Below are 12,742 nucleotides of genomic sequence, written 5' to 3'. Positions count from 1 at the left end.
CCACCATGTTCCATGTGTCAGGCGGACTGCTTGACCCGCATGTACCATTCAACCAGCCGGCGGACCTGGCGTTCCGTATAACCGCGCGCAATCATGCGTCCGACGAACTCATCATGCTTGTGCCCGGTCTCCCTGTCCTTTTTCGAACCGAAGCTGATGACCGGCAGAAGGTCCTCCACCTGGCTGAACATCCGCTTTTCAATGACATCGCGGATTTTTTCATAGGACGTCCATGACGGGTTGCGACCCGCGTTGTTGGCGCGCGCGCGCAGGGCGAATTTCACCACCTCGTTCCGGAAATCCTTGGGATTGGCGATCCCGGCGGGTTTTTCCGTCTTGGTCAGCTCGGAATTCAGCAGGTCGCGATTGAGCATCTGCCCGGTGTCGGGATCCTTGAAATCCTGATCCTCGATCCATGCGTCGGCATGTTCCAGATACCGGTCGAACAGGTTCTGGCCATAATCGTTATAGCTTTCCAGATAGGCCTTCTGGATTTCATGGCCCAGATATTCGGCGTACCGCCCGGCCAGGTCGGATTTGAGCGTGGCGAGGTACTGCGCCTCGACCTCCGCAGGGAACTGTTCGCGCCGGATGGCATGTTCAAGCACATACATCAGGTGGACCGGATCGGCCGCGATTTCCGTCGGGTCGTGGTTGAACGTGGCCGACAGCACCTTGTAGGCAAAGCGCGTGGAAATCCCGTTCATGCCCTCGTTCACGCCCGCCGCGTCGCGATATTCCTGCATCGTGCGCGCCTTGGGGTCGGTTTCACGGATGTTTTCCCCGTCATAGACACGCATTTTCGCGAACTGGGTGGAGTTGGGATGCGGTTTCAGGCGCGACAGCACGGCGAAACGCGCCAGCATTTCCAGCGTGTTCGGCGCGCACGGGGCGGCGGACAGGCTGGAGGTATCAATCAGCTTTTCATAAATCCGCGATTCTTCGGTCACGCGCAGGCAGTAAGGCACCTTGATGACGCATACGCGGTCCAGGAATGCCTCGTTGGAGCGGTTGTTGCGAAAGGTCTGCCACTCCGCCTCGTTCGAATGGGCGAGGATGACGCCCGTAAAGGGAATGGCCCCGATGTTTTCCGTGCCGACATAATTACCCTCCTGCGTTGCCGTCAGCAGCGGATGCAGCATCTTGATCGGCGCCTTGAACATCTCCACGAATTCAAGGATGCCCTGATTGGCGCGGTTCAGCCCGCCTGAAAAGCTGTAGGCGTCGGGATCGTTCTGGCTGTAGTTTTCCAGCTGGCGGATATCGACCTTTCCCACCAGCGCGGAGACATCCTGGTTGTTGTCGTCGCCGGGTTCGGTCTTGGCGATCGCGATCTGGCGCAGCCGCGAAGGATGCAGCCTGACGACGCTGAAGCGTGAAAGGTCGCCATCGAATTCCTCCAGCCGCTTTATGGCCCACGGGCTTGCGATGCCCGTCAGCAGGCGGCGCGGGATGCCATACTGCTTTTCCAGCGCGGGTCCCATGCGTTCGGGGTCGAACAGGCCGAGCGGACTTTCAAAAACCGGGCTGATCTGCCGTCCCGCCTTGAGGACATGGATCGGTTCCTTTTCCATCAGCGCCTTGAGGCGTTCACCCAGCGAGGACTTGCCACCCCCCACCGGGCCAAGCAGGTAGAGGATCTGCTTGCGTTCCTCCAGCCCCTGCGCCGCGTGGCGGAAAAAGCCGACAATCTGCTCGATGGTTTCTTCCATCCCGTAGAAATCGGCAAAGGCGGGATAGACCCGTAACGTACGGTTCATGAAGATGCGCGACATGCGCGGGTCGCGTGATGTATCGATCGTTTCGGCCTCTCCGATCGCGCTCAGCATGCGCTCCGCCGCCGTGGCGTAACAGGATGGATCAGCCTTGCAGTGTTCGAGATAGTCGGACAGTCCCATTTCGACTTCGCGGTGTTCGTCGCGCATTGCCGTCGCAAGGGAAAAGACATTGAACTCATTGGCCATCAGCAGATTTCTCCGAAATCAGCAGGGTTCGGGGTGAACCACAGGATGAGCGTTCGTCGTATCTTGTCTTGTAATCCGTCCCCTGCATGCAAAGGGGGGCCGGCAACCTGTCTTTTTAACGTTTGGCGGTGATGACACGACCTTTCGCCTGCATGGGCGTGGTATCGTGAGGTCGGGCAATATTGCCCTGATATAACCTAGTGATTTTGTCACCCCGTAAACAGCGGGTCCCGATCACGGATCGGCCCGTCCATTTACGCTATCGCTCCGGATGTGCGGGATTCAACCTAAATTTTCAGGATGAAGCATTGGTAGGGTCCCGGTCATGCGGCCGTCAGGTCCGCAGCACCAGTCCGTCATGCGCGGCCTCAACCCCCGGTGGCAGATGCGCCTGCATCCAGTCCCAGTCCATGTCGGGGCCCATATGGGTCAGGACGGTGCGGCGGGGCTGTATGCGTTCGCGCCACCGCAGGACCTGTTCCAGCCAGCCGTGGGAAACATGGGTCGCGCGCTGGAAGCATCCGACCACCCAGGTATCAACCCCGCGCAGGATATCCAGCGCCGTTTCATCAAGTTCCGCGACATCGGTGCAGTAGGCCATCGGCCCGACCCGAAGGCCAAGTGTCAGGGTACGGCCATGCACCTGCTCGAAAATGCGGACCTTCATGCCCGCGATCTCCACCTCGTCGCCGGGGGTCACGACATGCGGGACCAGGACGGGACGATAGAAGGATGGCGGCGTCCACGGGCGGAACACGTAATCAAAGCGCATCACGAGTTCATCAATGACATCCTGCGTGGCATAGGCCGGAATCGGGCATCCCATGATGCGGTTGATCGCCCGCAGTTCATCAAGCCCCGCGATGTGATCCGCATGGGCATGGGTATAGATGACCGCATCGACGCGCGAAATCCGCTGCGCCAGCAGCTGCGCGCGCAGGTCCGGTCCCGTATCGACCAGAAGCGCATGCCCCCTGTCGTCGCGCAGCAGGACGGAGGAGCGGGTACGGGCATTGCGCGGTTCCAGCGGATTGCATTCGCCCCAGTCCCCTGCCCCGTCGGGTCCGCCGATCATGGGAACGCCCGCCGATCCCCCGCATCCCAGAATGGTCATTTCCATTGTTCAGGCCGCCTTGGTGAACAGGCGGTGGAAATTGGCCGTCGTCAGCGCCGCGAACCTGTCATCGTCCATCTGCCTCACCTGCGCCAGGCGCTGTGCCGTGTGGGCGACATATCCGGGTTCGTTGCGCTTGCCCCGCTTTGGGACGGGGGCAAGGAAAGGCGCATCCGTTTCCACCAGCAGACGTTCGGCCGGGATGTCCACCGCGATGGCCCTCAGCGCGTCGGAACGGTTGAAGGTCGCGATCCCTGAAAAGCTGATATAGCCACCCAGTTCGATCGCGGCCCGCGCCAGTTCCGGGCCGGATGAAAAACAGTGTACCAGAAAGGGAAAGGCGCCCTTTTCTTCCGTCTCCTGCCGCAGGATGGAGATCATGTCCTCGTCAGCCTCGCGCGTGTGGATGACCAGCGGCAGGCCGGTCTGCCGTGCCGCGGCGATATGGGCGCGAAAGCTTTCCTGCTGGCGGGGCCGGATCTCCGGCTTGCCGTGGAAGTAATCAAGGCCGCTTTCCCCGATTCCGATGACGCAGGCATCATGGGTCTGCGCAATGATGTCATCGGGCGTTGGCACGGGGGCTTCATCGACATGATCGGGATGGGTGCCGATGGTGCACCATACCCGCACCTGCGGGGAATCGAGGGCGGCCAGCTTTTTCTGCTGTGCCGCGCGCGACAGGCGCGTGCCGATCGTGACAAGCCCCCCGACCCCGGCATCGCGGGCGCGCGCCAGCAGATCAGGCAGTTCCTCGTCCGAGAAATGATCCAGATGGCAGTGTGAATCCGTCAGGTCCGTCCGGGTCATGGCGTTGCTTCGGCCTCGACAAAGCGGGGGAAGATTCCCTTGGGCGCGGGCAGCGCGCGGCCCGCCGGCAGGGGCACATCCAACGCGGCGAAGCTGCGTTCCCCGGCCTCCACACCCAGCTGGGTCAGCATGGCATCCATGCTTTGCGGCATGTAGGGCTGCAGGACCGTGGCGATGACGCGCAGGCCATCGACAAGGACGCGCAGCACGTCGGCCATGCGCTGCGGGTCGGTCTTCTTCAGCGCCCACGGGGCCTGATGGTCGATATAGGCGTTGCTGGCGCGGATGACTTTCCAGACTTCCTCCAGCGCGTCCGTCAGGGCCTGCCTGTCGATCTGGCCTGCCATGATTTCCGGCAGCAGGCTGGCCTGCGCCAGAAGGGCCGTATCCTCCGCCGTGTGGGCGCCACGTTCGGGCAGGACGCCGCCACAGTTGCGCGCGATCTGCGACAGGGTGCGCTGGGCAAGGTTGCCAAGGTCGTTGGCAAGTTCGACATTCATGCGCGTGATGATGGCCCTGCGGCTGAGGTCGCTGTCCCCGCCGAACGGCATTTCACGCATCAGGAAGAAACGGATGGGATCCAGGCCGAATTCCTTCACCAGGTCGCGCGGGTCGACCACGTTGCCCAGCGACTTGCTCATCTTCTGGCCCTCGATGGTCCACCACCCGTGGGAGAAGACGCGTTCAGGCAGCGCCAGTCCCGCCCCCATCAGCAGCGCGGGCCAGTAGATGGCGTGAAAGCGCAGGATGTCCTTGCCCACCAGATGCAGGTTCGCGGGCCAGAAATCCCATCGCGGCGCGCTTTCGTCGGGATATCCGACGGCCGACAGGTAATTGGCCAGCGCATCGACCCATACATACATCACGTGTTTCGGGTCGCCGGGCACGGGAATGCCCCAGTTGAAGCTGGTCCGGCTGATGGACAGGTCACGCAGGCCCCCGCGCACGAAGCTGATGACCTCGTTCCGGCGGGAGGCAGGCTCCACGAAGCCGGGATGTTTTTCGTAAAGTTCCAGAAGCCGGTCGGCGAAACCGGACAGGCGGAAGAAATACGATGGTTCCTTCACCCATTCCACCGGCGCGCCGGTGGGGGCGACGCGCGTGCTGTCAGGCCGGGTTACCAGTTCCTCTTCCTGATAGAAGCATTCATCGCGCAGGGCGTACCAGCCTTCGTACGCGCCAAGATAGATATGGCCGTTTTCCTCCAGCTTCTTCCACACGGCGGAGGCCCCTTCGGCATGGCGGGGTTCAGTCGTGCGGATGAAATCATCGTAGGAGATGGCCATCGCATCATACATGTCGCGGAAATCCGCGGCGACACGGTCGGCCAGGGCGATCGGGGTCATGCCCGCGGCCTGCGCGGCCTGTTCCACCTTCTGCCCATGTTCGTCGGTGCCGGTCAGGAAGAACACGTCAAATCCCGCCAGCCGCTTGAAACGCGCGATGACGTCCGCCGCGACGGAGGTATAGGCGTGGCCGATATGGGGCGCCCCATTCACATAATAGATCGGTGTCGTGACGTAATAGCGCCGTGTCATATTGCATTCACCCGCGCAAGCGCCGTCAGGAGCGCCTGCTGCTTATCCAGATTGAAATTTTCGGTCTCTGCCCGCAGGCGGACCAGATCCTGCCATACCCGCGCCATGTGTTCGGGACGGCGGTCGCGGACCGGTCCCTCATGCCGTGGCTGGCGGAGAAGTTCGCGTGTCCTTGTCGATATGGCATCGCATAACAGATCGAAAAAGACCGAAAAGCCATTTTCCGCCTCCGCGATGCTGCCGGCGATACGATAGGCATCCATGTCCTCGGTTCCGCCCGCCATCACCTCGTCCACCAGCGCGGAGAGTTTTACCCCGTTCCTGCGCAGCAGCGACAGGGCGCGCCCCGCGGATCCATGGGCCAGCGGGATGACTTTCGCGATATCGTGCCGCTGCTCTTCCTCCACGACATCATGCAGGATGTCACGAAGTGCCTGCGGTGGCAGCGGGCCAAGGTCCAGCGTCCGGCATCGGCTGCGTATCGTCGGCAGAAGCCGGCCCGGTGCCGCGCAGGTCAGGATCAGTATCGCGCCCCTGGGCGGTTCCTCAAGGATTTTCAGGATGGCGTTCGATGCAGTGCGGTTCATGTATTCCGCGCCATCGACGATCACGACGCGCCATCCCCCTTCCGCCGCCGTGCGCCGCAGGAACGCGCCGATCGGGCGCACGTCGTCGCCGACGATTTCGCGGCGCAGGCGATGGTTCTTTTCGTCCATGGCACGCGCGACCACCAGAAGGTCGGCATGGGTGCCCGCGCTGACACGCCGCCCGACCGGGCTGTCATGGTCCAGCGCGTCCAGAAGGGCACGGGCCATCATGAAGGCCATCGTGGCCTTGCCGATGCCTTCCGCGCCGGTCAGAAGCCAGGCATGGTGCAGCCGTCCCGAGCGCATGACGCTTTCGAACTGCCGCCATGCGGCCTCGTGCCCATGCAGTTGCGTCCGTTCGCGCGGGGCCGTCATTACGCTTCCTGCGATGGCGGCAGGCGGGTCGCGACGTGGGCTGCGATTTCACGCGCGATGATTTCGGCCGGCCGTGTCGCGTCCAGCGTGATGCAGCGTTCGGGTTCCGCCTTCGCAATGGCGATGAAACCTTCCGCGACGCGGGCATGAAACGCCTCGTTCGCGGTTTCATAGCGATCGGGACGGTTGGCGCGCGCCCGCAACCGCGCAAGTGCCACGGGGCGCGGGACGGTCAGGATGAATGTCAGGTCCGGGCTGATGCCCGTGCGTTCACGCAGCGATTCGATAAGGTCAAGGATCGCGGGATCGCCCTGTCCGCGTCCATATCCCTGATAGGCGGCGGTGGAATCGGTGAAACGGTCCGAGATGACGACCTTTCCCGCCGCCATCGCCGGGCGGATCAACTGGTCCACGTGATCGTATCGCGCGGAAAAGTGCAGCAGGGTTTCGGCGCGCAGCGACAGGTCATGGCCACCGAACAGGAGGAAGTCACGCAGCGCCTCCGCCCCCGGCGTCCCGCCCGGTTCGCGCGTGCGCATGATCGCGTCCGCGGGCAGGCGCGTGCGCAGGTACTGTTCCAGCAGGGCCGTCTGCGTGGATTTGCCAGCCCCCTCGCCGCCTTCGAACGTGATGAATAAGCCCGTCATGCGTTCAGTGATGTCCCAGCTTCTGTCCCAGCACGGCGGAGGCCCGTCCCAGCAGCCCCAGGCGGCCCACGTCCGCGCCGGCCACGACCGGCACCCTGATGTCGGCCAGTCCCGTATTGGAAATCACGACTTCGCCCACCTGTTGACCGGCCGTGACCGGCGCGGGGATGGGGCTTTTGTAATCCAGGCTGATATGGACGCGATTCTGCCACCCGTGGGGCAATGTCAGCAGGATGTCGCGGGTGGCGACCAGTGGCACGGTCGGGGCCCGGCCCAGCCATACCGGCGCGTTGTCAATGACCGCGCCGCTGTGCATCAGCGTGGCGTTTTCAAAATTGACGAATGCCCATTCCAGCAGCCGTTCGCTTTCGAACGCGCGCGCATTGCTTGATGGCAGCCCGTTGACCGCCATGACGATACGGTTGCCCCCGCGTTCCGAACTGGCGCACAGGCCGTATCCGCCTGCGTCGGTGTGGCCTGTCTTCAGGCCGTCGGCAATGCCCTTCACGACCAGCGCATTGCGGTTTTCCTGGGATATCTTGTTGTAACGGAAGCTTTTTTCGGAAAAGAAATGATAATATTCCGGAAAATCATGAATCAGGTGCATCGCGATGGTCGTGACATCGCGCGCCGACATGTAATGCCCGTCCGCGGGCCAGCCGGTGGCGTTCATGAAATGCGAGTTGGTCATGCCCAGCTGCGCGGCCTGCGCGTTCATCAGGGAAACGAACTGGTCTTCGGACCCCGCGACGCCTTCGGCAAGGACGATGCAGGCATCGTTACCCGACTGGATCACCATGCCCTGGATCAGGTCGGACACCATTACCGATCCCTGCAGGGGGACGAACATCTTCGATCCCTGCATCCGCCATGCCTTTTCGCTGACGGTCAGGGACTGGTCCAGCTTCAGGCGTCCGGCGCGCAGCATGCCGAACACGACATAGGCTGTCATCATCTTCGTCAGTGACGAGGGCGGCATGCGCTCGTCCGCCGCCTTTTCCAGCAGGACCGCGCCCGTCGTGTAATCGACGATGCATGCCCACCGCGCCGGCGTGTCGACCGGGCCGATCAGGCTGTTGGCCGGGGTATATGTTCCCGGCGGCGCATCCGGCGCGGCGGCGGGGGGGGCTGCGGCGGCGGCGCGATGCTTCCGCGCCGCAAGCGCCCCCCGCCCTGCAGGCAGGAGCGCAAGCAGGCTGGCCGCCCCGCAGAGGATCGCGCGGCGTGTCGGGTGGCGCCCGTCATGCGGGGCGGTGGAAAGTGTCGCTGCGCGAAGACGCGTATGTCCTGATGTCATGTAATCTCGTTACCCAGAAGCCCTACGGCCAGTGCATAGAAGTCCGAGGGATTATAGCGCCGGATTGCGTTAAAATTACGATAGACCATGAAGGAATCGCCCCCCGCTCCATCCGGGCGCAGCACCGCGCCGCGCATGTCGGGGCGCGGGAACGGGCTTCCGTCGATCTGCCTGACCCCCATGTCCATCCATTCCCGCAATGTCCGGAAATGCGCACGCCCGAGCTGTGCCAGCGGCAGCGTGTCGGGCACCGTGATTTCCTGCCCCCACGGTTCGTCACTGACCCATCCGGAATGCGAAAGGTAGCTGGCGATGGATCCGAACACGTCGGCCGTGGAATGCCAGATGTCACGCCGTCCGTCCCCGTCCATGTCCACGGCATAGCGGAGATAGGCGCTGGGCATGAACTGGGGCTGTCCCATCGCGCCGGCATAGCTGCCGATCATCTGTTCGGGCGTGATGTCGCCCATTCCCAGGATGCGCAGCGCCTTCATCAGTTCATCGTGAAAGAATTTCGCCCGTCGCCCGTCATAGGCCAGCGTGCAGAGCGCGTCGATGACGCCAAACGTCCCCATGCGCGTGCCATAGGCGGATTCCAGCCCCCATATTCCGGCGATCGCGGCCTGCGCCACGTTGTAGCGCGTCAGTGCCTGGTCAAGCAGGGGCCGCTGGAGTGTGACGGCGCTGCGTCCATCCGCAACCTTGCGCGGCGTGATGACGCGCTGGCGATACTGCGCCCATGTAAGGTGGAATTCCGGCTGCGTGCGATCCAGTTTCAGCACCTTCGGGTTGGGCACGGACAGATTAAGCGCCCGCGCCGCGATCCCGGCATCCAGTCCCTGTCGAATCGCATCATTGCGCACGCCTGCGACGAACGTGGCATAATCAAGCGCGTGGGCCGTGCGCGCCCGCAGGCCAGATACAAGCCCCCCGGCGGACAGGGTGGCGGCGGAGAGCAGGAATGTGCGACGGACAAGCATGTCGATGCTCTGCCACGGTGGCGGTGTGGTTTCAATCCTCGGTGCCATATTCGGTGGCGTTTCCGTCCCACGGGGAAATGAAAGGATACTTCGGGGTAACAACTTCGGGTTTGTTCCTGTCGCGGAAGCATGCAACAAGGTCGCAACAGCAGGCCCCCGGGGACAGGGATATCGTTTTTCCCCCCTCCCCGCCCTGCGGCATGCCGTGTGGTCCCGCCCGGTGGCGGGTATGTCCACGCATGGACCATGAGTTGAAAAAAGAGGCTTGTCAGTTATTGATCGCGCTCATCCCCCTTTACCTGCCGTGTGCGTGTTAGCCGTCCGGAGATGACGTTATCCCTGACTTCCATCCTCGCGGCGGCAGGCGCGTCGCCCCTGCTGCAGGCCCTGGCCATCATCGTGGGCACGTTCATTCTGGAGGATGCAGCGACCATCATAACCGCCATGCAGGTGCAGACAGGGCATGTGCATCTGCCGGTGGCGCTCGTCGCGCTTTATATCGGCATCGTGGTGGGGGATATCGGGCTTTACGGTATGGGCTATCTTGCGGCCTGCTGGCCGCCCGCGCGACGCTGGGTCACCCTGCCCAACGTGGAAAATGAAGGCCACTGGTTCGATCGGAACGTTTTCCGTATCGTCTTCATCAGCAGGTTCATCCCCGGCGCGCGCCTGCCGTTATACACCGCCTGCGGCTTCTTTCGCGCGCGGCTGGGCCTGTTCTGCATCGCGGCGATCCTGGCGACCCTGATCTGGACAACGCTGCTGTTTGTCGTATCCCTGCGTGTCGGACAGTTCATGATTTCCCATCTGGGGACATGGAAATGGCTGGGTCTGGCGGGCTTTATCCTGACCATCTTCCTCATCAGCCGTACCATCGCCCGATTGCAAGGCCCATCCCGATGACCGACATGTCGACCCTTACCACAGCGTCTCCTTCTGCGGACAAGTCGCCCTCCCCGCTTTCCATGTTCGAGTTCTGGCCGGGATGGATTTTCTATACCCCCGTCGTGATGTACTGGATCATCCTGGGGCTGCGGTATCGCGATGTCAGCCTGCCGACCGCCGCGAACCCCCGTATTGAAACCGGCGGCCTGTGTGGCGAAAGCAAGAGCTCCATCCTCGACATGGCGGGGGAAACCGCGCGGCGGTGGATCGCGCCCTATGCCATCATGGAAACCGGGGAAAACGATACCCCCCGCGCCCTGCGGGCGATGGAAAAGACCGGGCTGGGATTCCCGGTGGTGCTGAAACCCGACATCGGATGCAACGGCACGGGGGTGAAGCTGATTGGTGATGAGGCCGCCCTGACGCAGGCGCTGGCGACATTCCCGCGACATGTTTCGCTGATGCTGCAGCGGCTGATCCCCTATTCGCATGAGGTGGGGATTTTCTATATCCGTCACCCGGATGAAAAACGCGGGCGCATTACCTCCCTGACCTACAAGGAGGTTCCCGTCCTGACCGGGGACGGCCGTTCCACGGTGGAGGAACTGCTGCGGGCCGATCCCCGGACGCGGCTGGTGCCACAGATCTATATCCCCCGCCTGCGCGCGCGCCTGGGCGAGGTGCTTGCCGCCGGTGAATCGCTGCCGCTCGTCTTTACCGGCAATCACTGCAAGGGCGCGATCTTTCACGACTGCACGGCCACGGTCACGCCGGAACTCGAATCGCGGATCGACGAGATCATGCATGACATCCCCGATTTTCATTTCGGGCGGATCGACGTGAAAGCCGAATCGGCCGCCGCGCTGCTGCGGGGGGAAAAGTTCGAAATCATCGAAATCAACGGCGTCGGTTCGGAAGCCACCCATATATGGGATTCCCACACGACCCTGCGCGATGCCTATGCCGCCCAGTTCATGCATTACCGCGAGACGTTTCGCATCGGCGCGAAGAAGCGAAAGGCAGGATGGAAGCCCAGCGGCGCGATGACCATGCTGCGGTGCTGGCTGCGCCAGCGCAGGCTGCTGGCGTCCTACCCCCTCAATGACTGACGCGGGCTTTCGTCCCGGTTTGCATCAGGGGGCTGAGCTGTCGGGGGGAAGCCCCCCGTTGCCGAAAATGTAATTGCTGACCTGCTGTTCCAGGCTGAGCGGTTCGTGCGTGTCGGTAATAGTGGCGTTGGGGGGCAGCATCTTCGGGCTGTCGCCAGCCTGTACCATCAGGGCCATGTCGGCCGTAAGTGATGGGCTGCCGATGGAAATGCTTGTGTTCGCGGGAAGATTGACGGCACGATCCACCGTGAAGCCGACATTCGCCATATAGGTCGTGGGGTCAAGAACGATGGAAGTGACGCGCCCGACCGACACGCCGCCCAGTTCGACATTCGCGCCCACCTTCAGCCCGTTCGCGGAAATAAACCGCGCGGTCAGGGGACGTCCCGCCCTGTCCGGTCCCATCTGGGAAGCGCGGGCATAGGCGCAGAACCCAGCCGCAACCAGCAGTACAAGCCCACTGGAGATGATCGCGCCGCTTCTTTCCCTTGCCATGACGATCCTTTGCCCATTTATGTATCGCGGTGATGGCATCAAACCACCGCGCCCAGACGTTGCATATAGTCTAATTCGCCACGGATATCCCGAAAATGACACTCCTGCAGGCAATCATTATTGCAATCATCCAGGGGGCAACCGAACTGTTCCCTGTCAGTAGCCTCGGGCACGCGGCCATCGTGCCGGCCCTTCTGCATTGGTCGATCGACCTTCACGGGGATATGTTCCTGCCGTTCCTGGTCATGCTGCATCTGGGAACCGTCATGGCCCTGCTGCTGTTTTTCTGGGGGGACTGGCGCGCGCTGCTGTCCGGGGCCTCGGGCCGGGATGGCATGCAGCGGCAGATGGAAAGCATACGGATCCTTGTCCTGCTGTGCGTGGCGACCGTTCCGGCCGTGATCGTGGGGGGGCTGTTTGAACACATGATCCGTAATCTGTTCGGCACGGCACGCTATGCCGCGATTTTCCTGACGCTGAATGGCGCGATGCTGCTGCTGACCGAACGTATCAAGGGGCGTGGCACCCAAAGTGTCCTGAGCCGTCCCATCGCGTCCCTCGGGCTGGGCGAGGCTGTCATGATCGGCATGTTCCAGTGCCTTGCCTTCCTTCCCGGTATCTCACGTTCCGGCGCCTGTATCGTGGGGGGGCTGCTCAGCCGGCTGTCGCATGAAAATGCGGCGCGCTTTGCGTTCCTGATGGCGCCCCTTGTCATCCTGATGGCGACCGGCAAGGAAATTTTCGAACTGCGTCATGTCGAACTGGCACCCGGACAACTGGAGATCGCTGGGATCGGGGCAGTGGTGGCCGCGCTGGTGGCGCTGGTCAGCACGGCGGTCCTGATGCGGTATTTTCATGACCATGAAAAATGGGCGCTTCAGCCATTCGGCTATTACTGCATTGCGATGGGCGTGTTCTCCTTCATCTATCTGGGATGAAGATGC

The 12,742-nt window shown here is 62.6% G+C and carries 12 protein-coding genes; 3 read left to right on the top strand and 9 right to left on the bottom strand.

Annotated features, from left to right (window positions below; all coding sequences use genetic code 11):
- Window positions 1-17: 17 nt before the first annotated feature.
- The 8 genes from CFR71_RS07405 to CFR71_RS07370 form a co-directional block, all read right to left on the bottom strand.
- On the bottom strand, window positions 18-1,964 hold the full coding sequence (locus CFR71_RS07405; RefSeq protein WP_110529403.1) for a PrkA family serine protein kinase: 1,947 nt from the start codon (window positions 1,962-1,964) through the stop codon (window positions 18-20).
- Window positions 1,965-2,298: 334 nt separating this feature from the next.
- Window positions 2,299-3,084 (bottom strand): MBL fold metallo-hydrolase, encoded by a 786-nt coding sequence (locus CFR71_RS07400; protein WP_110529401.1) that lies wholly within the window; start codon window positions 3,082-3,084, stop codon window positions 2,299-2,301.
- 3 nt (window positions 3,085-3,087) lie between these two features.
- Window positions 3,088-3,885, bottom strand: a complete 798-nt coding sequence (locus CFR71_RS07395) for a TatD family hydrolase (protein ID WP_110529398.1) — start codon at window positions 3,883-3,885, stop codon at window positions 3,088-3,090.
- Window positions 3,882-5,423, bottom strand: a complete 1,542-nt coding sequence (gene metG / locus CFR71_RS07390; protein ID WP_110529395.1) for a methionine--tRNA ligase — start codon at window positions 5,421-5,423, stop codon at window positions 3,882-3,884. Before metG ends, CFR71_RS07395 begins: the two co-directional genes overlap by 4 nt.
- On the bottom strand, window positions 5,420-6,385 hold the full coding sequence (locus CFR71_RS07385) for a DNA polymerase III subunit delta' (RefSeq protein WP_110529392.1): 966 nt from the start codon (window positions 6,383-6,385) through the stop codon (window positions 5,420-5,422). The genes metG and CFR71_RS07385 overlap by 4 nt, the downstream gene beginning before the upstream one ends.
- Entirely contained in the window at window positions 6,385-7,032 is a 648-nt protein-coding gene (tmk, locus tag CFR71_RS07380; protein WP_110529389.1) for a dTMP kinase, read from the bottom strand. Before tmk ends, CFR71_RS07385 begins: the two co-directional genes overlap by 1 nt.
- 4 nt (window positions 7,033-7,036) lie before the next feature.
- Window positions 7,037-8,329: a D-alanyl-D-alanine carboxypeptidase family protein gene (locus tag CFR71_RS07375; RefSeq protein WP_110529386.1), complete on the bottom strand. Its 1,293-nt coding sequence runs from the start codon at window positions 8,327-8,329 to the stop codon at window positions 7,037-7,039.
- Complete coding sequence (locus tag CFR71_RS07370; protein WP_110529384.1) at window positions 8,326-9,309, bottom strand: lytic murein transglycosylase; 984 nt, start codon at window positions 9,307-9,309, stop codon at window positions 8,326-8,328. The genes CFR71_RS07375 and CFR71_RS07370 overlap by 4 nt, the downstream gene beginning before the upstream one ends.
- A gap of 327 nt (window positions 9,310-9,636) precedes the next feature.
- On the opposite strand from CFR71_RS07370, the gene CFR71_RS07365 reads away from it, so the two are divergent.
- Both CFR71_RS07365 and CFR71_RS07360 read left to right on the top strand, forming a co-directional pair.
- Window positions 9,637-10,212, top strand: a complete 576-nt coding sequence (locus tag CFR71_RS07365; RefSeq protein WP_110529381.1) for a DedA family protein — start codon at window positions 9,637-9,639, stop codon at window positions 10,210-10,212.
- Window positions 10,209-11,303 (top strand): ATP-grasp domain-containing protein, encoded by a 1,095-nt coding sequence (locus CFR71_RS07360; protein ID WP_110529378.1) that lies wholly within the window; start codon window positions 10,209-10,211, stop codon window positions 11,301-11,303. Before CFR71_RS07365 ends, CFR71_RS07360 begins: the two co-directional genes overlap by 4 nt.
- Before the next feature lie 24 nt (window positions 11,304-11,327).
- Here CFR71_RS07360 and CFR71_RS07355 read toward each other — a convergent pair whose 3' ends face one another.
- Complete coding sequence (locus CFR71_RS07355; protein ID WP_110529375.1) at window positions 11,328-11,798, bottom strand: MlaD family protein; 471 nt, start codon at window positions 11,796-11,798, stop codon at window positions 11,328-11,330.
- A 95-nt stretch (window positions 11,799-11,893) separates the two neighbouring features.
- On the opposite strand from CFR71_RS07355, the gene CFR71_RS07350 reads away from it, so the two are divergent.
- Complete coding sequence (locus tag CFR71_RS07350; RefSeq protein WP_110529372.1) at window positions 11,894-12,736, top strand: undecaprenyl-diphosphate phosphatase; 843 nt, start codon at window positions 11,894-11,896, stop codon at window positions 12,734-12,736.
- The last annotated feature ends 6 nt before the right edge of the window (window positions 12,737-12,742 follow it).

The organism is Novacetimonas pomaceti (assembly GCF_003207955.1).
Lineage (GTDB): Bacteria > Pseudomonadota > Alphaproteobacteria > Acetobacterales > Acetobacteraceae > Novacetimonas > Novacetimonas pomaceti.
Note: the sequence above shows the minus strand (reverse complement) of the source record. Positions and strands in the feature narration are given on the sequence as shown.

What these genes read in the sequence shown, in the direction of transcription:
- CFR71_RS07355 (WP_110529375.1), bottom strand. Translation starts at nt 11,798, where the DNA reads ATGGCAAGGGAAAGAAGCGGCGCGATCATCTCCAGTGGGCTTGTACTG.
- CFR71_RS07375 (WP_110529386.1), bottom strand. Translation starts at nt 8,329, where the DNA reads ATGACATCAGGACATACGCGTCTTCGCGCAGCGACACTTTCCACCGCC.
- CFR71_RS07405 (WP_110529403.1), bottom strand. Translation starts at nt 1,964, where the DNA reads ATGGCCAATGAGTTCAATGTCTTTTCCCTTGCGACGGCAATGCGCGAC.
- CFR71_RS07370 (WP_110529384.1), bottom strand. Translation starts at nt 9,309, where the DNA reads ATGCTTGTCCGTCGCACATTCCTGCTCTCCGCCGCCACCCTGTCCGCC.
- CFR71_RS07350 (WP_110529372.1), top strand. Translation starts at nt 11,894, where the DNA reads ATGACACTCCTGCAGGCAATCATTATTGCAATCATCCAGGGGGCAACC.
- CFR71_RS07365 (WP_110529381.1), top strand. Translation starts at nt 9,637, where the DNA reads ATGACGTTATCCCTGACTTCCATCCTCGCGGCGGCAGGCGCGTCGCCC.
- CFR71_RS07360 (WP_110529378.1), top strand. Translation starts at nt 10,209, where the DNA reads ATGACCGACATGTCGACCCTTACCACAGCGTCTCCTTCTGCGGACAAG.
- metG (WP_110529395.1), bottom strand. Translation starts at nt 5,423, where the DNA reads ATGACACGGCGCTATTACGTCACGACACCGATCTATTATGTGAATGGG.
- CFR71_RS07400 (WP_110529401.1), bottom strand. Translation starts at nt 3,084, where the DNA reads ATGGAAATGACCATTCTGGGATGCGGGGGATCGGCGGGCGTTCCCATG.
- tmk (WP_110529389.1), bottom strand. Translation starts at nt 7,032, where the DNA reads ATGACGGGCTTATTCATCACGTTCGAAGGCGGCGAGGGGGCTGGCAAA.
- CFR71_RS07385 (WP_110529392.1), bottom strand. Translation starts at nt 6,385, where the DNA reads ATGACGGCCCCGCGCGAACGGACGCAACTGCATGGGCACGAGGCCGCA.
- CFR71_RS07395 (WP_110529398.1), bottom strand. Translation starts at nt 3,885, where the DNA reads ATGACCCGGACGGACCTGACGGATTCACACTGCCATCTGGATCATTTC.